19 protein-coding genes and 2 tRNA genes are annotated in these 21,127 nt (G+C 61.4%); 8 read left to right on the top strand and 13 right to left on the bottom strand.

Annotated elements, in window-relative coordinates:
* Positions 1-132 precede the first annotated feature (132 nt).
* The 5 genes from HNO86_RS22800 to HNO86_RS22780 form a co-directional block, all read right to left on the bottom strand.
* On the bottom strand, positions 133-540 hold the full coding sequence (locus HNO86_RS22800) for a sel1 repeat family protein (protein WP_175379186.1): 408 nt from the start codon (positions 538-540) through the stop codon (positions 133-135).
* Positions 541-912, bottom strand: a complete 372-nt coding sequence (locus HNO86_RS22795; RefSeq protein ID WP_007898892.1) for a hypothetical protein — start codon at positions 910-912, stop codon at positions 541-543. It lies immediately after the preceding gene.
* Positions 909-1,256 carry a helix-turn-helix domain-containing protein gene (locus HNO86_RS22790; RefSeq protein WP_175379185.1) on the bottom strand — a complete coding sequence of 116 codons (348 nt, stop codon included), beginning with the start codon at positions 1,254-1,256 and terminating at the stop codon, positions 909-911. Before HNO86_RS22790 ends, HNO86_RS22795 begins: the two co-directional genes overlap by 4 nt.
* Positions 1,257-1,370: 114 nt before the next feature.
* On the bottom strand, positions 1,371-1,826 hold the full coding sequence (locus HNO86_RS22785) for a YkvA family protein (protein ID WP_175379184.1): 456 nt from the start codon (positions 1,824-1,826) through the stop codon (positions 1,371-1,373).
* Between the two features lie 290 nt (positions 1,827-2,116).
* Positions 2,117-2,830 carry an FKBP-type peptidyl-prolyl cis-trans isomerase gene (locus HNO86_RS22780; protein WP_175379183.1) on the bottom strand — a complete coding sequence of 238 codons (714 nt, stop codon included), beginning with the start codon at positions 2,828-2,830 and terminating at the stop codon, positions 2,117-2,119.
* 268 nt (positions 2,831-3,098) lie between these two features.
* Here HNO86_RS22780 and HNO86_RS22775 point away from each other — a divergent pair, with 268 nt between their 5' ends.
* Positions 3,099-4,901, top strand: a complete 1,803-nt coding sequence (locus HNO86_RS22775; RefSeq protein WP_175379182.1) for a di-heme-cytochrome C peroxidase — start codon at positions 3,099-3,101, stop codon at positions 4,899-4,901.
* A gap of 29 nt (positions 4,902-4,930) precedes the next feature.
* Positions 4,931-6,067 (top strand): catalase family protein, encoded by a 1,137-nt coding sequence (locus tag HNO86_RS22770; RefSeq protein WP_175379181.1) that lies wholly within the window; start codon positions 4,931-4,933, stop codon positions 6,065-6,067.
* A gap of 135 nt (positions 6,068-6,202) precedes the next feature.
* Here the strand turns inward: HNO86_RS22770 and HNO86_RS22765 are convergent.
* Both HNO86_RS22765 and HNO86_RS22760 read right to left on the bottom strand, forming a co-directional pair.
* Positions 6,203-6,279, bottom strand: a tRNA-Asp gene (locus tag HNO86_RS22765).
* 19 nt (positions 6,280-6,298) lie between these two features.
* Positions 6,299-6,374 (bottom strand) — tRNA-Val (locus tag HNO86_RS22760).
* A 160-nt stretch (positions 6,375-6,534) separates the two neighbouring features.
* Between HNO86_RS22760 and rdgC the strand changes: the two genes are divergently transcribed.
* The 3 genes from rdgC to sugE all read left to right on the top strand — a co-directional run bounded on the left by rdgC (position 6,535) and on the right by sugE (position 9,013).
* Complete coding sequence (gene rdgC / locus HNO86_RS22755) at positions 6,535-7,455, top strand: recombination-associated protein RdgC (RefSeq protein ID WP_175379180.1); 921 nt, start codon at positions 6,535-6,537, stop codon at positions 7,453-7,455.
* Positions 7,456-7,614: 159 nt separating this feature from the next.
* The gene (locus HNO86_RS22750) at positions 7,615-8,580 is read left to right on the top strand and encodes a bile acid:sodium symporter family protein (protein WP_175379179.1); all 966 of its coding nucleotides are present in this window, start codon (positions 7,615-7,617) and stop codon (positions 8,578-8,580) included.
* 118 nt (positions 8,581-8,698) lie between these two features.
* The gene (gene sugE / locus HNO86_RS22745; RefSeq protein ID WP_110964267.1) at positions 8,699-9,013 is read left to right on the top strand and encodes a quaternary ammonium compound efflux SMR transporter SugE; all 315 of its coding nucleotides are present in this window, start codon (positions 8,699-8,701) and stop codon (positions 9,011-9,013) included.
* A 97-nt stretch (positions 9,014-9,110) separates the two neighbouring features.
* Here the strand turns inward: sugE and HNO86_RS22740 are convergent, their stop codons facing one another.
* The 3 genes from HNO86_RS22740 to HNO86_RS22730 all read right to left on the bottom strand — a co-directional run bounded on the left by HNO86_RS22740 (position 9,111) and on the right by HNO86_RS22730 (position 13,582).
* Entirely contained in the window at positions 9,111-10,985 is a 1,875-nt protein-coding gene (locus HNO86_RS22740) for an MFS transporter (RefSeq protein WP_175379178.1), read from the bottom strand.
* Between the two features lie 117 nt (positions 10,986-11,102).
* Positions 11,103-12,254 carry a TDT family transporter gene (locus tag HNO86_RS22735; protein WP_175379177.1) on the bottom strand — a complete coding sequence of 384 codons (1,152 nt, stop codon included), beginning with the start codon at positions 12,252-12,254 and terminating at the stop codon, positions 11,103-11,105.
* Between the two features lie 137 nt (positions 12,255-12,391).
* Positions 12,392-13,582, bottom strand: coding sequence for an MFS transporter (locus HNO86_RS22730; protein ID WP_175379176.1), 1,191 nt, complete (start codon positions 13,580-13,582; stop codon positions 12,392-12,394).
* Between the two features lie 142 nt (positions 13,583-13,724).
* On the opposite strand from HNO86_RS22730, the gene HNO86_RS22725 reads away from it, so the two are divergent.
* Both HNO86_RS22725 and HNO86_RS22720 read left to right on the top strand, forming a co-directional pair.
* Positions 13,725-14,261, top strand: a complete 537-nt coding sequence (locus HNO86_RS22725) for a TetR/AcrR family transcriptional regulator (protein ID WP_175379175.1) — start codon at positions 13,725-13,727, stop codon at positions 14,259-14,261.
* Between the two features lie 242 nt (positions 14,262-14,503).
* Positions 14,504-17,974 carry a hybrid sensor histidine kinase/response regulator gene (locus tag HNO86_RS22720; protein WP_175379174.1) on the top strand — a complete coding sequence of 1,157 codons (3,471 nt, stop codon included), beginning with the start codon at positions 14,504-14,506 and terminating at the stop codon, positions 17,972-17,974.
* A 23-nt stretch (positions 17,975-17,997) separates the two neighbouring features.
* On the opposite strand, the gene rmuC is transcribed toward HNO86_RS22720, so the two are convergent.
* The 3 genes from rmuC to HNO86_RS22705 form a co-directional block, all read right to left on the bottom strand.
* Complete coding sequence (rmuC, locus tag HNO86_RS22715) at positions 17,998-19,362, bottom strand: DNA recombination protein RmuC (RefSeq protein ID WP_175379197.1); 1,365 nt, start codon at positions 19,360-19,362, stop codon at positions 17,998-18,000.
* A 190-nt stretch (positions 19,363-19,552) separates the two neighbouring features.
* The gene (locus HNO86_RS22710; protein ID WP_175379173.1) at positions 19,553-19,876 is read right to left on the bottom strand and encodes a sel1 repeat family protein; all 324 of its coding nucleotides are present in this window, start codon (positions 19,874-19,876) and stop codon (positions 19,553-19,555) included.
* 628 nt (positions 19,877-20,504) lie between these two features.
* Positions 20,505-20,657, bottom strand: a complete 153-nt coding sequence (locus tag HNO86_RS22705) for a hypothetical protein (protein ID WP_175379172.1) — start codon at positions 20,655-20,657, stop codon at positions 20,505-20,507.
* A gap of 204 nt (positions 20,658-20,861) precedes the next feature.
* Here HNO86_RS22705 and HNO86_RS22700 point away from each other — a divergent pair, with 204 nt between their 5' ends.
* Positions 20,862-21,086 (top strand): hypothetical protein, encoded by a 225-nt coding sequence (locus tag HNO86_RS22700; RefSeq protein ID WP_175379171.1) that lies wholly within the window; start codon positions 20,862-20,864, stop codon positions 21,084-21,086.
* The last annotated feature ends 41 nt before the right edge of the window (positions 21,087-21,127 follow it).

Here is a 21,127-nt window from a genome sequence, read left to right as displayed (position 1 = left end):
CGACGGACTTTGCTGGCATTCAGAGGGAAAAGAAGTCAGACAGGGATGAAGATCGCGTAGGGCAATTCGCCAAAGCGCAAACGGTTCGTAGGAATCCGCCCAAATCCCACAGATCATTCAGAGCAATCGCCGTTACTTCATCGAGTCCCGGGCAGCCAGTTCTTCGAGTTTGATCTGCGCCAACGGATGCCCGGCCTTGACCGCAATGCTCCAGAAGCGTGCCGCTTCAACGGGATCGGGCGCCTTGCTGGGGCTGCCGGCGAGGCTGATCACCCCTACCTGGTAGGCCGCCTTGCCATCGCCGGCCAATGCCGCCAGGCGCAGCAGGCGAATGCCTTCTTCCCGGGCGCCCAGGCCGACGCCGCGAAAGGTCAGGATGTGGCCATAGAAGCTCTGGGCGTCGACATCGCCCAGGTTCGCCATGCGCGCGAACTGGCCTTCCATCCAACTCCAGACACGGGGCTGTCGTACGAACCATGGCCAATGAAACAGCCGGCGCGCCAGCCAGTAACCGACCCGCGCCTTGAGTCGCAGAAACACTCAGGCCTCCGCCGATTCGGGGTACTCGTACTCGAACACCCGCACCACCTCCGAGGCATGCCAGGACGCCGCAGCGACCCCGTCGGACGGCCCGGAAAACCGCCCCAGGCGCTCGACACATTCAAAGAAGCCGGTGCGCGGCAAACGACTGGCGCCCTGGCTGATCACCAGCGAACTGCGCAATGGCTGTTCGGCCCGGGCGTCCAGCGCCGCCAGATGCTCCAGCGCGGCGGTCAGGGTCTGCATGGCCGGCGTGGGCAGCTGCAAACGCTCAAGCAGCGCCCGATAAGTCAGGAGGTGACGCTGACGGCGCGCCTGATCCAGCTCGCCCAGCAATCCGTCCCAGTGTTGACGACTGATGCGTACGCTCACGATTCTTCCCTCCACCCCGGCACCGTCATTTCCCAGGCCAGACTGCGACGAATCGCGGCGTCGGGCTGACGCTCGCCACTTTCGATCATGGCCAGATATGACGGGCTGATGCCTACCGTGCGGGCGAGCGCCTCAATGGCGATGCCCTTCCCTTCGCGCAAACTGCGTAATTGATCAAGACCTGGAAGAATCGGGTCCTGGGTCGTCGACTGCGGAGCCGGTGCAGCAGCCGGATGCGACGGTGTTTCGTTGATGCCTGCTGCCTTGAGTAACGCCTGATACTGAGCCCACGGCAGAACCGCATATTCGGGTTCGCCTTCGCGTGTAATTATCTGAATATCCATGACTACCCCGTAGGACAAAAACACTTAGCGAGTCGGCACTTTTCCCTAGAAGTGTAATCCTAACAGCGGCTAAGGTCGCGGGGAGTATCTATATCTGGATCAGGGTTGAGCAACTTAGCGCTTTTTCGGCCCCTGAAGCTGAAGTTGTTCGGGAGTTGCAGGCAGGCGTTCCACGACTACGAGCTTTTCCGGCGACTGGCGTTTGCGCCAGAGGCGAAAGGCTGTGAGTTCATCGTCCAGGACTTTCATCAGCCAACCCAGTACGGCGATGTCATCGAGCATGCCGAACATGGGCAGGAAATCCGGAATCGCATCCACGGGACTGAGGAAGTACATCAGCCCCGCCACCACCGAAACGATCGCCTTGGGACTGATCGCCCGATACTCGCCACGCCAGTAGGCAAGGCAAAGTGCCTGCAACAGGCGCAGATCGTCCTTGAGCTTACCCAGCCGATTACCTTGGCTTGCGCCCTTGGCGGCCACGGCGAACAGCAGGGTCGGCAAGCGCCCACGTGCCAGCAGGCGTCCGGCCAATGGCAGGAAACGAGCAAAATTCCAGGGTGCTTTCATGGGATCCTCCCGCTGAAATGTTATCCACACAAATTGTGGATAACCTTGTGAACAGAGCTGCATTTCACGGCTGAAAGCCCCGCAGCATAAGGGCTGAGCTTAGATCGGGCGTTTTTTACTCATCAAAAAAACCCCAATATTTCATTGACTTGACGGTCAGACGCGGTTAACCGGTCCTACATTGGCTAGGACTTCAGCCTACAGCATCTGTTCGTTTTGTTTACCTTTGCCTAACGTCAGATACAACAACGCCCCGCATGAGCGAGGCGTTGTTTTGAAGCAGGCGCCTATTACTTGGCGACTTCTTCTTTGCTTGGATCTTTGATCGCCAGCAGTTCCAGGTCGAACACCAGCACCGAGTTGGCCGGGATTGCCGGGCTTGGGCTCTGTGCGCCGTAAGCCAGTTCGCTTGGAATGTACAGCTTGTATTTCTCGCCAACGTGCATCAGTTGCAGGCCTTCGACCCAACCCGGGATCACACCGCTGACCGGCAGATCGATCGGGCTGCCGCGCTCGACGGAGCTGTCGAAAACGGTGCCATTGGTCAGCTTGCCGGTGTAGTGAACGGTCACTACGTCAGTCGGCTTGGGCTGAGGACCATCGGCTTTCTTTTCAACTTCGTATTGCAGGCCGGAAGCGGTGGTCACGACACCTGCTTTCTTGCCGTTTTCTTCGAGGAATTTCTTGCCGGCGGCTGCCGACTCTTCACTCATCTTGGCCATGCGCTCTTCGGCACGCTTTTGCAGTGCGGCGAAGGCTTCGACCAGTTCTTCGTCCTTGAGCTTCTGCTCTTTCTTGCCGACGGCGTCTTCGATGCCCTGGGCTACAGCTTTGGAATCCAGATCATCCATGCCTTCCTGAGCCAGGCTCTTGCCCATGTTCAGGCCAATGCCGTAGGAAGCTTTTTGCGCCGGGGTTTTGAGCTCTACGCTGGTTTGCGAGTCGCAACCCGCGAGTACCAGGCTAACCAGGGCCACCGCCGCCGCCAACCGATGCTGTTTCATGCTATTTCCTTGTTCATTCGCCTATAAGGGCAATCGAGTAAAGTCGCGAGCTTATCAGGCGGCCACGACCAATGGCTACCGGCATAAGAGACGTATATTTGCGATAAGTTCAGGTGTTTAAACGCTTTTCGCAGTGTAGATGATGAAACTTCTGTCATCTGACTCTGACAGGAAAAGTTTCGCAACCCGCCAATCTGGCGTGATGGCCACTTGCCGCTCAACTTGTGCTCAGGCATAACGGAAGAATAAATCGACAAGGATGTTCATCTTGCGCCTCTTCTTCCGCTTGCTGATTCTGATCGCAGTTCTGCTTGGCGTTGCTCTGGCGGTGATCCTGTATTACGTCGCCAACCCCAAGCTACCGCTCTGGACCCCGCCCCAGCAGGTGCATTACCTGGATCAGTGGAGCGCGGACGACCGCCAGACCTATTACTTCACCCCTCAGGGCACGCAGGTCAAAGGCTTGCGTTATGACTGGTTCACGGCGCTCGAATTGCCGTTCTCGCAGAACCGTTTTGCCGCGCCGGAGTATCTGGCTCGTTTCGGTTTCCTGATCGACCCCAGCCAAAAGCCTACAGAAAACAACCCGGGAAATTTGCCGGTCGGCTTCGCGCGCCATCAGAATCCCGGCAGCACGGATACATTTCTGGATATTACTTGCGCCGCCTGCCACACCGGCGAGCTGCGTTTCAAAGGTCAGGCGGTGCGGATCGACGGCGGTACCGCGCAGCACGTTTTGCCTTCCAGTGTCCCGACATTGAAAGGTGGCAGTTTCGGACAGGCTTTGGTCGCAAGCCTGGTGTCGACTTACTACAACCCCTGGAAATTCGAGCGTTTCGCCCGCAAGGTCCTGGGCTCCGACTACGACGCGCGCCATGAGCAACTGCGCAAGCAATTCAAACACTCCCTGGATACCTTCCTGAAAGTCGCCTGGAACGACACCCACCGCGGGCTCTACCCGACAGAAGAAGGCCCGGGACGCACCGACGCGTTCGGCCGCATCGCCAACGCCACCTTCGGCGACGCCATTTCCCCGGCCAACTATCGCGTGGCCAACGCCCCGGTGGACTATCCGCAACTGTGGGACATGTGGACATTCGAATGGGTGCAATGGAATGGCTCGGCCAAGCAACCCATGGCGCGCAATGTCGGTGAAGCGCTGGGCGTGGGCGCCACGCTTGATTTCTTCGACAAGAACAGACAGCCGCTGACGGGCGATGACCGTTACCCGTCCAGCGTTCGTGTGCGCGACTTGCACCTGATCGAACAAACCCTGCAACGCCTGGAACCACCTGCCTGGCCGGAAGCGCTGCTGGGCGCCATCGACAAGCCCCTGGCCGCCAAAGGCCGCGCCCTGTTCAGCGAAAACTGCGCCGGCTGCCACGTCCCGCCCGTGACCCAGGGTGAAGGGCGCTACGTACAGCACCTGAAAATGATTCCGGTGGAACACATCGGTACCGATCCGAATGCCGCCGACAACATCGCCAACCATCGCTATGACCTGACGGCGCTGCAATGGAATCAGCAGGAACTGGCAAACCTGGACGTCGAGCCCAAGCCCACCGCGCCGCTGGACCTGAGCCAGATGTCGGTGGCCAAGGGTCTGGCTTACGTCACGGCTTTCGTGGAGAACCGCGCCTATCGCGACGCGGGAGTTACCCCGGCCGAGCGCCCGGACATGGACGGCTTCGGCCTGCCGATCGGTGTCCGCGAACTGCGCGCGTACAAGGCTAGACCGCTGGCCGGCGTGTGGGCCACCGCGCCGTTTCTGCACAACGGTTCGGTGCCGAGCATTTATCAACTGCTCTCGCCGCAGGATGAACGCGCGACCACGTTCTACACGGGCACCCTCGAATACGATCCGCTGCATCTGGGCTATCGCACGGAAGCCTTCACCAACGGCTTTGTGTTCGACACGCGCATCAGCGGCAATCACAACAGCGGTCACGAGTTCCGCGCCGGCAAGCTCGGCAACGGCGTGATCGGCCGTCTGCTGGAACCGCAGGAGCGCTGGGCGCTGATGGAGTACCTGAAAGTGCTCGGTGGCCCGCTCGAGTCGCAATTGCCGTGACCTTTAATACGCTGCAAAAGGATGACCGCATGTTGAAGTCCCTCTGGCTGCGCCTGGGCGCCTTTCTCGGCAAGACGCTGCTCTGGCTGCTGGGGCTTGGATTGCTGGGCTGGGCGTTGGCAACGGCGTGGTTCGCCTGGCAACACCGCGGACCGGTGTCAGCCCAGGAACTGATTCCCGAGGGTGAGGCGGAGATGACCCAGGGAATCATTCAGACCGCCGTGCGCATCGTCGATCAGCACAGGGAAAACACCCGCTATCTGCGCGATGCCCATGCCAAGGCCCACGGCTGCGTGAAGGCGCAGGTGCAGGTGCTGCCGGATCTGGCGGCCGAGATGCGCCAGGGGGTGTTCAGTGAACCGGGGAAAATCTGGCAGGCGACCTTGCGCCTGTCCAACGGCAACGCCTACCCGCAGTTCGACAGCATCCGCGATGCCCGGGGCATGGCGATCAAGCTGCACGATGTGCCGGGCAAGCAGCTACTGAGCGATCAACCTGCGCGTCACGAGCAGGATTTCGTGATGTTCAGTCATCCGAACTTCTTCGTCAGCGATGTGGCCGAGTATCGTCAGAACGTCGCGGCGCAGGCCGATGGCAAGAAGATCATGGCGTTCTTTCCGGGCTGGGACCCGCGCAGCTGGCAGGTCCGTCATCTGTTTATCGCCCTGGCCACGCTCTCCCCTGCCCCGGACAGCCCGACCCGGACCACCTACTTTTCGGTGTCGCCCTACAAGTTCGGCGAGGCCAATGCGAAGTTCCGGGTGATGCCCGACCCTGACAGCTGCCCGGCCTACACGCTGCCGGCGCAGAATCACAAGCTGCCGAACTTTTTGCGCAGTGCGTTGAATCAGCAGTTATCCACAGACCGCACGCCCGCCTGCTTCGTGCTGCAGATCCAGCGCCAGGACGCGAACAAGTACATGCCGATCGAGGACACCAGCATTGAATGGCGTGAGAGTGATGCGCCGTTCGAGACGGTTGCGCGAATCACATTGCCGGCGCAGGACTTCGATTCACCGGCGCAGAACCTGCAATGCGACAATCTGTCGTTCAACCCATGGTTCGGCATAGAGGCGCATCGGCCCATTGGCGGGATCAATCGGCTGCGCAAGGCGGTGTATGAGGCTGTGAGCGATTACCGGCATGCGCGTAATGCCGAGCAGTAAATGCACCGCGCCTGACTCTGTGGGAGCGAGCATGCTCGCTCCTACAGATTTATCGAATTCCAGACAGCAAAAAGCCCGCACTAGGCGGGCTTTCCGTGTGGTGACCTGGCGTTCAGTGTTCCAGGTTACCGAATATGGCGCAGCGGACGGGACTCGAACCCGCGACCCCCGGCGTGACAGGCCGGTATTCTAACCGACTGAACTACCGCTGCGCGTAACACTGAATGCGAATGGTGGGTGATGACGGGATCGAACCGCCGACATTCTGCTTGTAAGGCAGACGCTCTCCCAGCTGAGCTAATCACCCTTCACGTTCGGTGTGGCGCGTATTCTACGGAGCGACCCTACCTCTGGCAAGCACTTTTTCAATTAATTTTTTCATGCCTTCCAAAGGCTTAGAGAAGGGTTGGCCTATGGCACGGCGAAGACAATAATGCCCCCCTTTGTATAAAGGAGAGAGTCACCCCATGTGGTTCAAGAACCTGCTTATCTATCGCCTGACCCAAGATCTGCCTGTTGATGCCCAGGGGTTGGAATCTGCACTGGCCACCAAACTGGCGCGCCCATGTGCAAGCCAGGAGTTGACCACCTACGGTTTCGTCGCCCCCTTCGGCAAGGGCGAAGATGCGCCCCTGGTGAATGTCAGCGGTGATTTCCTGCTGATCAGCGCGCGCAAGGAAGAACGCATCCTGCCGGGTAGCGTGGTGCGTGACGCGGTAAAGGAAAAGGTCGACGAGATCGAAGCCGAGCAAATGCGCAAGGTCTATAAAAAGGAACGCGACCAGATCAAGGATGAAATCATCCAGGCTTTCCTGCCGCGCGCCTTTATCCGTCGTTCCTCGACCTTCGCCGCCATCGCGCCGAAACAGGGCCTGATCCTGGTCAACTCGGCCAGCCCGAAACGCGCCGAAGACCTGCTGTCGACCCTGCGTGAAGTGATCGGCACCCTGCCGGTACGTCCGCTGACCGTGAAAATGGCCCCGACCGCGACCATGACCGAGTGGGTCACCACCCAGCAGGCCGCGAACGACTTCTTCGTGCTGGACGAGTGCGAACTGCGCGACACCCACGAAGACGGCGGCATCGTGCGCTGCAAGCGCCAGGACCTGACCAGCGAAGAAATCCAGCTGCACCTGAGCACCGGCAAAGTAGTCACTCAACTGTCACTGGCCTGGCAGGACAAGCTGTCCTTCGTGCTCGACGACAAGATGGTGGTCAAGCGCCTGAAGTTCGAAGACCTGCTGCAAGACCAGGCCGAACAGGACGGTGGCGACGAGGCTCTGGGGCAGCTGGATGCCAGCTTCACCCTGATGATGCTGACCTTTGGCGATTTCCTGCCGGCGCTGATTGAGGCGTTGGGTGGTGAGGAGACGCCGCAGGGTATCTGATCAACCCTTGATCGGCGGCTGTTTTAAAAGATCGCAGCCTTCGGCAGCTCCTGCATGGGATTCGCATTTCCCTGTAGGAGCTGCCGCAGGCTGCGATCTTTTTTTGTGAGCAGCGTATGCTTAGCTCCCTAACGCTTTTCACATAACAAGGATCAAGCCATGCGTGCATTGGCAGCACTGAGCCGTTTCGTCGGCAATACCTTCGCTTACTGGGTTCTGATTTTCGCCGTCGTGGCGTTTCTGCTACCGGCCTGGTTCATCGGCCTCAAGGGCGCCATCGTGCCGCTGCTGGGCGTGGTGATGTTCGGCATGGGCCTGACGCTCAAACTCGAAGACTTCGCCGCAGTCGCCCGACACCCGTGGCGCGTGGCCCTGGGCGTGGTGGCGCATTTCGTGATCATGCCCGGCGTGGCGTGGTTGCTCTGCCAGGCTTTCCATTTGCCGCCGGAAATCGCCGTCGGCGTGATTCTGGTCGGCTGCTGCCCGAGCGGCACCTCGTCGAACGTGATGACCTGGCTGGCCCGTGGTGATCTGGCGCTGTCGGTGGCCATCGCGGCGGTGACCACCCTGCTCGCCCCGGTGCTGACCCCGGCGCTGATCTGGCTGCTGGCGTCGGCCTGGCTGCCGGTGTCGTTCATGGAGTTGTTCTGGTCGATCCTGCAGGTGGTACTGCTGCCGATCGTGCTGGGTGTCGTGGCCCAGCGCCTGCTCGGTGCTCGCGTTCGCCATGCGGTGGACGTGCTGCCGCTGGTGTCGGTGGTGAGCATCGTGATCATCGTCGCCGCCGTGGTGGCCGCCAGCCAGGCGAAGATCGCCGAATCCGGTCTGTTGATCATGGCCGTGGTGATGCTGCACAACAGCTTCGGTTATCTGCTGGGTTACTTCACCGGCCGCCTGTTCAAGCTGCCGCTGGCCCAGCGCAAATCCCTGGCCCTGGAAGTCGGCATGCAGAACTCCGGTCTTGGTGCTGCGCTGGCCAGCGCACACTTCTCGCCGCTGGCGGCGGTGCCGAGTGCGTTGTTCAGCGTCTGGCACAACATTTCCGGCGCCCTGCTCTCCACCTATTTCCGCCGCATGAGCGAGAAAGACGAGGGTGAAATTGCCGGTCAGCAGGCCACTGACTGATCCGAAAACTTGATCCCCGGATTAATGCTGGGCACTCTATGGCGCAACGCGAGGACGACCTCGCAGCTCTGACGAGTCATTAATCTGGGGACGACCCCGTCAATCGATGGAGGTTTGCATGTCCTGGATCATTCTGTTTTTCGCCGGCCTGTTCGAAGTCGGCTGGGCCGTTGGCCTCAAATACACCGACGGCTTCAGCCGCCCTCTCCCCACCGCCCTCACCGTTGCCGCCATGGCGATCAGCCTTGGCTTGCTGGGTCTGGCCATGAAGGAATTGCCGCTGGGTACGGCCTATGCGATCTGGACCGGCGTGGGTGCCGTGGGTACGGTGATCGCCGGGATCATTCTGTTTGGGGAATCGATGGCGCTGGTGCGGTTGGCCAGTGTGGCGTTGATCGTTGCCGGGTTGGTTGGGCTCAAGGTCAGCGCTTAGGCCACTGGCCTCTTCGCGGGCAAGCCTCGCGCCTACAGGGCAACCACAAAACCTGTGGGAGCGGGCTTGCCCGCGAAGAGGCCGGTCCTGTCACCGACTATCGGACGGTGCCACGCAATTCCCCCACCAACACCTGCAACCTGGCAGGCTGCGCCGCGTCCACGGCCACCGCCTCTCCCGCCACCACAGTCACCCGCGACCACAACCGACGAAACAGCCCCTTGGCCGGATCGCGGCTGAAGAAACTCCCCCACAATCCCTGCAACGCCAAGGGAATCACCGGCACCGGCGTCTCCTCGAGAATCCGCGTCAGCCCGCCCTTGAATTCGCTGATCTCGCCATCGGCGGTCAATTTCCCTTCAGGGAAAATGCACACCAGCTCGCCTTCCTTCAGATAACGGGCAATGCGGGTGAAGGCCTGCTCGTAGATCTGGATATCTTCCTGACGCCCGGCAATCGGAATCGCCCCCGCCGTGCGGAAAACAAAGTTCAGCACCGGCAGGTTGTAGATCTTGTAGTACATGACAAAGCGAATCGGCCTGCGCACCGCGCCGCTGATCAGCAGGGCATCGACGAACGACACGTGGTTGCACACCAGCAACGCCGCGCCGTCATCCGGGATCAGCTGCAGGTTGCGGTGTTCCACGCGATACATGGAATGGCTGAGCAGCCAGATCATGAAACGCATGGTGAACTCGGGGACGATTTTGAAGATGTAGGCGTTGACGCCGATATTCAGCAAAGACACCACCAGGAACAACTGCGGAATCGACAGCTTGGCCATGCTCAGCAGGATGATCGAGACAATCGCCGAGACCACCATGAACAGCGCGTTGAGAATGTTGTTGGCGGCGATCACCCGCGCCCGCTCGTCCTCGGCGGTGCGCGACTGGATCAACGCGTACAGCGGCACGATATAGAAACCACCGAACACGCCCAGGCCGAGGATGTCGAGCAGCACCAGCCAGGCGTGGCCGAAACCGAGAATCTCGATCCAGCCGTGCCCGGCCGCACTCTCGGGAATTGCGCCGGAGTGCCACCACAACAGCAGGCCGAACACCGTCAGGCCGAACGAGCCGAACGGCACCAGGCCGATTTCGACTTTGCGCCCGGACAGCCTTTCGCAGAGCATCGAACCCACGGCGATGCCCACCGAGAACACCGTGAGAATCAGAGTTACGACCGTTTCGTCACCGTGCATCCACTCCTTGGCATAGGCCGGGATCTGCGTCAGGTAAATCGCCCCGACAAACCAGAACCAGGAGTTGCCGACGATCGAGCGCGATACCGCCGGCGTTTGCCCGAGGCCCAGCTTCAGCGTCGCCCAGGACTCACTGAAAATGTTCCAGTTCAGGCGCAGTTGCGGCGTCGCGGCCGCCGCCCGTGGAATGCCGCGACTGGCCAGGTAGCCGAGAACGGCGATGCCGATGATCGCCGTGGAAACTACCGGCGCGTAATGAGTGGAGGACATCATGATCCCGGCGCCGATGGTCCCCGCGAGGATCGCCAGGAAGGTGCCCATTTCCACCAGGCCGTTGCCGCCGACCAGTTCGTCTTCATGCAGTGCCTGGGGCAGGATCGAATACTTCACCGGGCCGAACAGCGCCGAGTGGGTACCCATGGCGAACAGCGCCAGCAGCATCAGCGACAGGTGATCGAACATGAACCCCACCGCGCCCACCGCCATGATGGCGATTTCGCCGAGCTTGATCAGACGGATCAGCGCATCCTTGGCGAACTTTTCCCCGAACTGCCCGGCCAGCGCCGAAAACAGGAAGAACGGCAGGATGAACAGCAGCGCGCACAGGTTGACCCAGATCGAGCGGTCACCCTCGATCGCCAGCTTGTACAGAATGGCCAGGATCAGCGACTGCTTGAAAATGTTGTCGTTGAAGGCACCCAGTGACTGGGTCACGAAGAACGGCAGAAAGCGCCGTGTGCGCAGCAGGTTGAATTGCGAGGGGTGACTCATCGTCCATGTGTCCCTGATTGAGGTAGCAGGTGGCGAAGTATAGAGAGCAGCGTGAATACGTTGATTGGAACGCTTCACGCTGACTCAGGGCCACACATTACCCAATCTTCGACGATTTTATTTCTTCAATCCTGCAATGCACGGCGAGACGAACAGCTCACCGCGCCATGCGCCTTGCAGCGTGCGCTTGCCGACGATCAGCCACATCACCGCCAGCAGGGTCACCAGCACACAACCGAAGACACTGAAAAACGTCAGGTGCAGGGTGCTGGCCAGTTTCAGCGTTGCCAGCGAATAGACGCCCAGGGGGAAGGTGAAACCCCACCAGCCGAGGTTGAACGGAATGCCGGCGCGCAGGTATTTCAGGGTGATCAGCACGGCCATCAGCATCCACCACAAGCCCAAGCCCCACAGCGTGATGCCGGCGACCAGCCCCGTTCCGGCGGCGATTTCACCCACGCCCGGCAAGCCATTGGCGGCGAAGATCGCCGGCGCGTCAGCGCCCAGCAGCAACATCCCCAGCGCACCGGTACCGATCGGCCCCAAGGCCAGCCAGCTCGAAGCGGCCATGTTTTCGTGGGGCAGTTTATGCAGGGCCATGCGCAGCAGCAGAATCGTCAGAATGCTGAACGCCACCGGCAGGGAAAACGCCCAGAGCACATAGCTGGTCACCAGCATCACCAGTTGCCCGTGGGCATCGGCCAGGTGCGGCGCCAGCAGGCCACCGCTGGCGGCCGCCACTTCCGCCGCCACCACCGGCAACAGCCACACGGCGGTCATCTGGTCGATGCTGTGCTCCTGGCGGGTGAACATCATGAAGGGAATCAACACCCCGCACGCCAGGGACAACGCCACATCCAGCCACCACAAGGTTTCAGCCAGGGAAATCACACCCTCGCCCCAGCGCGGCAGGCCGAACACCAGAAAACCGTTGATGATGGTGGCCAGGCCCATGGGAATGGTGCCGAAAAACATCGAAACCGTGGAATGCCCGAAAATTCGCCGTGCCTCATCGAAAAACAGCACCCAGCGCGCGGTGTACAGCGCGGTGAACAACAGGAACAAGCCGATGTTGAACTGCCAGAGGCCTTCGGCGATGGCGTGTAGTACGGGACTGGCTACCGGCAATTGGGCCAGGGCCAGGGCCAGCACCCCGGTGCCCATGGTGGCGGCGAACCAGTTGGGCGTGAACTGGCGAATCACTTCCCGCGGGTGTTGCAGGTGGGTGAGCGGCTTGATGCCGGGTTTGGCGGTGTTGGTGCATGTCATGGTGGGCTCCTGTCCTCTGGTGAGGTGGAGCCCATCATAGATCCGAATCGAATATCGATATAACGGGTAATTTCTCTATAAGTTATCGGTTTTGCAGATAAAACAGATTTAGCTGAATCCGACCTGCATTTACAGGGTCAACCGGCACTGCTGCAAATATTGGCGGCACGCTGACGCATCATCGCCAGCAACGCCCCCAGCGACAGCACGATCAACACCCCGGCATAACCATCGGTGGTCGCCACCAGACCCAAGGTGCGCGCCAGGTTGCCGGCCAGCAACGAAGGCAGGCAGAACGCCAGGTAGCTGAGCACGTAGTACGCCGACATCAGCCCCGCGCGCTCATGGGGCAGCGCCAGTGGAACCAGGGTGCGCACCGTGCCGAGGAAACCGGCGCCAAAGCCGCAGCCGGCGATGAGGGTGCCGATGAAGAACAGTGCGAGGCTGGCGCTGTGGACGCCGATCAGGATCAGCGAGATGCCCACGGGCAGCGAACTCGCGCCGATGCGCAGCCCCAGGCTGGCCGGGCGATTGCGCAGGGTGAAAATCATCAGGGCGCCGGTCATGGTCAAGGTCGCCACGGTCGCGCCGCCGATCAGGTTCGACGTCGATCCGGTGGCCGCGCGCACCAGCGATGGCGCCAGGGAGGCGAAGAAGCCACCCAGCGCCCAGGTCGCGGTGTTGAGCGCCAGCAGGCGCCACAAGGTGGCTCGCGCCTGCACCGGCACATGCAGGGTCGGTCGCAGCGACGCCCATGCGCCGGGCTGTGGCGAGACGCTTTCCGGCAGGCGCCAGACGTAAACCGCCTGCAGCCCGAACAGCACCAGCAGCAGCCAGTAGGTCAGGTGCAAGGGCGCTGGCGCGAATTCGGCCAGCAATCCGCAACCCAGGCCACCAATTGCCATGCCCATCAAAGGTGCCACGCTATTGATCAGCGGCCCTTGCTGGCGGTCGGTATCGAGCAGCGTCGCGCTCAATACCGCGGTGGCCATGCCGGTGGCGAAACCTTGCAGCACCCTGGCGCTGATCAGCCAGGCGACGCTGTCGGCATAGATGAACAGCAGCATGGCCACGATGTTGAGCAGCACCGCTGTGAAAATCACCGGCTTGCGGCCCAGGTGATCGGACAGCGAACCGACCGTCAGCAGCGCCACCAACAGGCTGATGGCGTAGACACCGAAGATCAGCGTCAGGATGGCCGCCGAGAAATGCAGCTGCTCCTGATACAGGTGATACAAGGGCGTCGGCGCCGTGGAGGCTGCGAGAAAACTCAGCAGCGTGATCGCCAGGAACCACAGGCTGGCACGATTTGAAGGGGTACTGGACATGGGAAATGCTCCGCAAAAGCTAATTTTTTGCTTTTGCGGAGTGTGCTACCGATTTGCTCTTAAAGCAAATTCTTTGTGTTAAGGTCCGATCCATGGTTTTTCAGGACCGCAGTCGTCTGCGGCGCCACACAGGAAACACGCAATGACCGCTCCCACATTACGCCCCGGCGGGCGCAGCGCCCGGGTACAGGAATCGATTCATACCGCCGTGCGCGAACTGCTCGAAGAGCAGGACCGCGCCAGCGTGACCGTGCCGCAGATCGCCGCGCGTGCGGGGGTCACGCCTTCGACCATCTACCGGCGCTGGGGCGATCTGGCGGCGCTGCTGGCGGACGTCGCCATGGCGCGCCTGCAACCGGAAACCGAATCGGCCAACACCGGCAGCCTGCCGGGCGACCTGCGGGCCTGGGCCGAACAGTATCTGGACGAGATGAACTCCGAGCCCGGTCGCTGCATGCTGCGCGACGTGCAGGCGAGCCTCAAGCCGGCCTATTGCGCGACGATCATCGGCGGGCAATTGCAGGCCATCCTCAATCGCTATCCCGACCAACCCAACCCGGGCGTGGACCGACTGATCAACCTGATCGCCGCGCCGATCGTGTTTCGCATTCTGTTTGCCGAGGCGCCGCTGGAGGTGGAAGAGCTGCATCGGTTGATCGAGATTGCGTTGAATCAGTGAGGCCGCCATTCGCGAGCAAGCCCGCTCCCACATTGGACCGGTTTTTCTGACACCACTCGGTCAACTGTGGGAGCGGGCTTGCCCGCGAAGAGGCCGGCCCAGGCACCACAAATCCCCCTGACTTCCCCTGCGACACCCCGCCACGCCACGACCTTGGTCGACACTGACTAACCCCTGCCATCGTGCGAGACTGTGCTTGTCCGGGCGGGAGGCCCGGGTGCCTTTGGTTATCCGGAGTTCCCATGTCGCTGTCCAGCGGGTTGATTGCCGCCGTCGCCCTGGCCTATATGGCCATCATGTTCGCCATCGCCTTTTACGGTGACCGTCGCAGCGCGCCGTTGCCACCACGGGTGCGCGCCTGGGTGTACAGCCTGTCGCTGGCGGTGTACTGCACCAGCTGGACCTTCTTCGGCGCGGTGGGCCAGGCGGCCGAACAGCTGTGGTCGTTCCTGCCGATCTACCTGGGGCCGATCCTGCTGCTGATAGGCGCGCCCTGGGTCCTGCAAAAAATGGTGATGATCAGCAAGCAGGAGAACATCACCTCCATCGCCGACTTCATCGCCGCGCGCTACGGCAAATCCCAATCGCTGGCGGTGGTAGTAGCGCTGATCTGCCTGGTGGGCGTGCTGCCCTACATCGCCCTGCAGCTCAAAGGCATTGTGCTGGGGGTGAACCTGCTGATCGGTGCCGGCGCCGACGCCATGGGGGTTCGCGCCCAGGACACCGCCCTGGTGGTGTCACTGATTCTGGCGTTGTTCACCATCGTCTTCGGTACACGCAACCTCGACGCCACCGAACACCACCGCGGCATGGTGCTGGCGATTGCCTTCGAATCCCTGGTGAAGCTGTTTGCGTTCCTGGCCGTCGGCGCCTACGTGACCTACGGCCTGTATGACGGTTTCGACGACCTGTTCGACCAGGCCATGCTCGCCCCGCGGCTGGAGCAATACTGGAAGGAAACCGTGAACTGGCCGTCCATGGTGGTGCAGACAGGGGTGGCGATGATGGCGATCATCTGCCTGCCGCGACAATTCCATGTGACGGTGGTGGAAAACATCGAGCCCCAGGATCTGCGCCTGGCCAAATGGGTATTCCCCGCCTATCTCGCCCTCGCCGCCCTGTTCGTCGTACCGATCGCCCTGGCCGGGCAGATGCTGCTGCCAAGCTCGGTATTGCCGGACTCCTTCGTCATCAGCCTGCCACTGGCCCAGGCCCACCCGGCTCTGGCACTGCTGGCCTTTATCGGTGGCGCCTCGGCGGCCACCGGCATGGTGATCGTGGCCAGCGTCGCGCTGTCGACCATGGTCTCCAACGACATGCTGTTGCCATGGCTACTGCGCCGCAACAACGCCGAGCGTCCGTTCGAAGTGTTCCGCCAGTGGATGCTGTCGGTGCGCCGCGTGACCATCGTGGTGATTCTGCTGCTGGCCTACGTCAGCTACCGCCTGCTGGGCTCGACCGCGAGCCTGGCGACCATCGGCCAGATCGCCTTCGCCGCCGTGACCCAACTGGCACCGGCCATGCTCGGCGCGTTGTACTGGAAACAGGCCAACCGTCGCGGTGTGTTCGCCGGCCTCGCCGCCGGGACCTTCCTCTGGTTCTACACCCTGATCCTGCCGATTGCCGCCCACAGCCTCGGCTTGCCCCTGAGCAATTTCCCGGGTCTTGCCTGGCTGCACAGCAACCCGCTGAACCTGCCGATCACCCCGCTGACCCAGGGCGTGGTGTTGTCCCTGGCCGGTAACTTCACGCTGTTCGCCTGGGTCTCGGTGCTGTCGCGGACCCGGGTTTCGGAACACTGGCAGGCCGGTCGTTTCATCGGCCAGGAAATCAGCGCACGGCCCAGCGCGCGCTCGATGCTGGCGGTGCAGATCGATGACTTGCTGCAACTGGCGGCCCGCTTCGTGGGTGAGGAGCGTGCGCGTCAAAGCTTCATCCGCTTTGCCTACCGCCAGGGCAAAGGCTTCAACCCGAACCAGAACGCCGACAGCGAGTGGATCGCCCATACCGAGCGCTTGCTGGCCGGTGTGCTCGGCGCTTCGTCGACCCGCGCGGTGGTAAAAGCCGCCATCGAAGGCCGGGAGATGCAGCTCGAAGACGTGGTGCGCATCGCCGACGAAGCCTCGGAAGTCCTGCAATTCAACCGTGCGCTGCTGCAAGGCGCGATCGAGAACATCAGCCAGGGCATCAGCGTGGTCGACCAATCGCTGAAACTGGTGGCCTGGAACCGTCGTTACCTGGAGCTGTTCAACTATCCGGACGGTTTGATCAGCGTCGGTCGGCCGATTGCCGACATCATTCGCCACAACGCCGAGCGCGGCCTGTGCGGCCCCGGTGAAGCGGAAGTCCACGTCGCCCGCCGCCTGCACTGGATGCGTCAGGGCCGCGCGCATACTTCCGAGCGACTGTTCCCCAATGGCCGGGTGATCGAGCTGATCGGCAACCCGATGCCCGGCGGCGGTTTCGTCATGAGCTTCACCGACATCACCCCGTTCCGCGAAGCCGAGCAGGCGCTGACTGAAGCCAATGAAAGCCTCGAACAGCGCGTGGCCGAACGAACCCGTGAACTGTCGCAGCTCAACGTTGCGCTGACCGAAGCCAAGGGCAACGCCGAGGCGGCCAACCAGTCGAAAACCCGCTTCCTGGCGGCGGTCAGCCATGACCTGATGCAGCCTCTGAACGCCGCACGGCTGTTCTCCGCAGCGCTCAATCATCAGGAAGACGGCCTGTCCGGCGAGGCGCAAAAACTGGTGCAGCATCTGGACAGTTCGCTGCGTTCGGCCGAAGACCTGATCAGCGACCTGCTGGATATTTCCCGCCTGGAGAACGGCAAGATCAATCCCGACATCAAGCCCTTTGCGCTCAACGAGCTGTTCGACACCCTCGGTGCCGAGTTCAAGGCCCTGGCGGGGGATCAGGGCCTGGAGTTCCGCGTCCGGGGCAGCGCGCTGCGCATCGAAAGCGATATCAAACTGTTGCGGCGGATCCTGCAGAACTTCCTGACCAATGCCTTCCGCTACGCAAAAGGCCCGGTGCTGCTGGGCGTTCGCCGCCATCAGGGCGAGCTTTCACTCGAGGTTTGGGACCGTGGGCCGGGGATTCCGGAAGACAAGCAGCAGGTGATTTTCGAAGAGTTCAAGCGCCTGGACAGCCATCAGACCCGCGCCGAAAAAGGCCTGGGTCTGGGCCTGGCGATTGCCGATGGCCTGTGCCGCGTGTTGGGGCATACCTTGCGTGTGCGCTCATGGCCGGGGCGTGGCAGCGTGTTCAGTATTCGTGTGCCGTTGGCCAAGGCCACCGCTGCGTCGCCGGTCAAGATGGCCGAACTCAATGGCAAATTGCTCGGCGGTGCGCAGGTGCTGTGCATCGATAACGAGGACAGCATCCTGATCGGCATGAACAGCCTGCTGACGCGCTGGGGTTGCCAGGTCTGGACCGCGCGCAATCGCGACGAGTGCGCAGCGCTGCTCGGCGATGGGCTGCGGCCGCAATTGGCGCTGGTGGATTACCACCTGGACGATGGCGAAACCGGCACGGATTTGATGGCCTGGTTGCGTACCCGATTGGGCGAGCCGGTGCCGGGGGTGGTGATCAGCGCCGATGGCCGGCCGGAGACGATGGCCCAAGTGCATGCGGCGGGGCTGGATTACCTGGCCAAGCCGGTGCGGCCGGCGGCGTTGCGGGCGTTGTTGAGTCGGCATTTACCCCTGTAACCGACCTCCTACAGAGGCACGTGTTACTCCGGTAACTCGACCAGCCCGTCGACGTCGGTCATCGCCCGCTCCAGCAAATCCGCCGGCAAACTCTTGCTCGCTCGCGCCCCCAGCAACTTGAGCTGCTCGCTGCGACTGACCAGATTGCCCCGCCCTTCTGTCAGCTTGTTGCGCGCCGCGCTGTAGGCTTTATCCAGCTGCTGCAGGCGATTGCCGACTTCGTCCAGATCCTGAATGAACAACACGAACTTGTCGTACAGCCACCCGGCGCGCTCGGCGATTTCCCGGGCGTTCTGGCTTTGTCGCTCCTGCTTCCACAGGCTGTCGATCACCCGCAGGGTCGCCAGCAAGGTGGTCGGGCTGACGATCACAATGTTGCGGTCGAAGGCCTCCTGGAACAGCGTCGGCTCGGCCTGCAACGCGGCGGAAAATGCCGCTTCGATCGGCACGAACAGCAGGACGAAATCCAGGCTGTGCAAACCGTCGAGTCGCTTGTAATCCTTGCCGGCCAAACCTTTGACGTGGCTGCGCAGGGACAGCACGTGCTGCTTGATGGCGATCTGGCGGATGCCTTCGTCGTCGGCCGCCACGTACTGCTGATAGGCCGTGAGACTGACCTTGGAATCGACCACCACCTGCTTGTCGCCGGGCAGGTAAATGATCACGTCCGGCTGGAAGCGCTCGCCATCCGGGCCCTTGAGGTTGACCTGGGTCTGATACTCGCGGCCCTTTTCCAGGCCGGCATGCTCAAGCACCCGCTCCAGAATCAGTTCGCCCCAGTTGCCCTGGGTCTTCTGGCCCTTGAGCGCACGGGTCAGGTTGGTGGCTTCATCACTCAGGCGCAGGTTGAGCTGCTGCAGGCGCTCCAGCTCCTTGGCCAGCGAGAAACGCTCCCGGGCTTCGGCCTGATAACTTTCCTCGACGCGCTTTTCGAAAGACTGGATGCGTTCCTTCAACGGATCGAGCAATTGCCCCAGGCGCTGCTGGCTGGTTTCGGCAAAACGCTGCTCGCGCTCGTCGAAGATTTTCCCCGCCAGCTCGGCAAACTGCGCCCGCAACTCGTCGCGCGAGCCCTGCAGGTCGTTGAGGCGTTGCTGATGGCTGTCCTGCTGTTCGCGCAGTTCCGCCTTGAGCGAAGCGGCCTGGGCGTCCAGGCGGCGCAATTCGGCGTCTTTGCCGGCCCGTTCGATGTTCCAGGCGTGGGAGGCATCGCGGGCGTCGTCGCGCTCGATCTGCAGCAACTCGACTTCGCGGCGCATGGCGGCAAGATCCGCCTGCTTGGCGGCGTTGGCCTGACCCAGATCGGCGATTTCGTCGCGGCCGGCTTCGAGCTGTGCGTTCAGGCCATCCTGCGCCATTTGCGCCATGGCCAGCCGCTCCTCCAGCAGCGCCACCTCGGCCTGCGCCGTGCCGGTCTTGCGCTGAAGTTGCCAGGCCAGCATCAGTAACGGCAGCGCCGCGCCCGCCAGACCGAGCAATACGCTGGTCAAGTCCATAGCCATAGCCATTCCTGCAATTGAAATAAAGCCTGAAGGTTAACCAAGGCGCTGGTTCTTTGACAGCTCAGCCTTGCACTGCTCAGTCTTCGATCCGGCCCAGTTCCTGTTGTGCACGCTGGTCCCCTGCCCGCGCGGCCTGGCGCAGCAGGTCCTGGCCGATCCGGCGGTCCCGGGCGTTGCCGCACTCGCGGCACATCAACTGGCCGAGGCGGCTTTGTGCCGCCACCACGCCTTCACGGGCCGGTTGCTTGAGCAATCGACCGGCAATGTGTTTGACGCTGGTGTTTTCCCCCAGGCGCGGGCTGTCCAACAGCCACTCCGCGACGCGCATCGAAAAGCGTTTGGTGGGGGCGACAGGGGAACTTTTTGAGGGGGTGGATGCAGAAGATGTACGAAACTTCATAAAGCACTGTGAGCAAATCGCAGGGCGCGCCACTCTACTCTTTTTTTCTTACAGGTAAAGGTGAAAAATTCCCGGCACGCCCGTGCTAGAGCAAGCGCTCGGGACAATCCACAGAAGCTGTGGATAACTCAGTGGACAACCGCCCCTGAAGTCCCGCAAAGCCCTGTGGAATGGGGCCTGCGCTCAAACTGACGATTTTTTCACCAGTTAAAAAAAGCGCTATTTTTCATTGACTTAAATTTTGGTTACAGGCACCCACCGCGCTTGAAGGCTGGATGACAGAGGTGTGACAGACCGCGCAAATAATGTGCACAAGTACCTTCGCGACGGTTATATCGCTGCACTTTTTCAACGCATTTTCGGATTTTTCCTGGGGATAACCCCGGGCAAACCCGCGTTCCAGGCCGCTGCGAATGCTTGAATCAGCGATACCGCCGGTCGGATAGTGAGCCATTTGAGGGCGTGCTGGCTGTGCCCCTCGATTCGTCCCACGGCGCAAAACAAATCCAAGGGTCAGCTTTTTTGGCTAGCACACTTCCCTTCCCCAATACAAACCGGTAGTATGCGCGCCGTTAGTACCAAGCTGAAAATCAATTCCGGTCGAACAAATCCCCCCGGTAAGCCTTCTTCACAGGAAGCCTTGCACCGAAAAAGCGGGATCGACCACCTCGATGGTTTCCAGGTAAATCTTCGCAAGTGCAGCCTTTGAATCGAATGCAAAGGGTGTTGCCAGCCTGCTTACTCTGACCGAACCAACCTGCAAATTGATCAGGATCTTCACCCCGGGCCCAGAACCTTTGCCCTCGATGTGTTGCCTGCCCTCCTAAGTACCTACCTGCCAGCCCAAGCGCGCCAATTCATAGCGCTTCAAACTGGCTGCTTTGTTCCAGTCGGGTTCTTCGTTCGACCAATGGTGGCCGACGTTACTGGAACGTTTTTATTTTGCACGGCTCTTATCCGTGTCGCTTGTAGGAACACCATGACTATGTCTGCTCAAATCCATACCGAGGATGCCATCCGCACCCTGACCAACGCTTTTGCACCGATGAACTGCCTGATCATGGCCGCTCGCAAAGGCTGTTTCAGCTTCACCCTGGTGAACGAACACGGCATCGCCCGTCACAGCGAACGCCTGTACCCCGATCAATACTCCAGCGCCGAACCGCTGCAGGCCGTGATCGAGCGTACCCGTCAGGCCCTGGTCGCCTGAATCGCCAGCAAGGCTGAAACATCAAGGCCCCGCCCCAAAAG

This window comes from Pseudomonas sp. C1C7 (assembly GCF_013359595.1).
Lineage (GTDB): Bacteria > Pseudomonadota > Gammaproteobacteria > Pseudomonadales > Pseudomonadaceae > Aquipseudomonas.
This window is presented reverse-complemented; position numbering and strand designations above follow the sequence as displayed.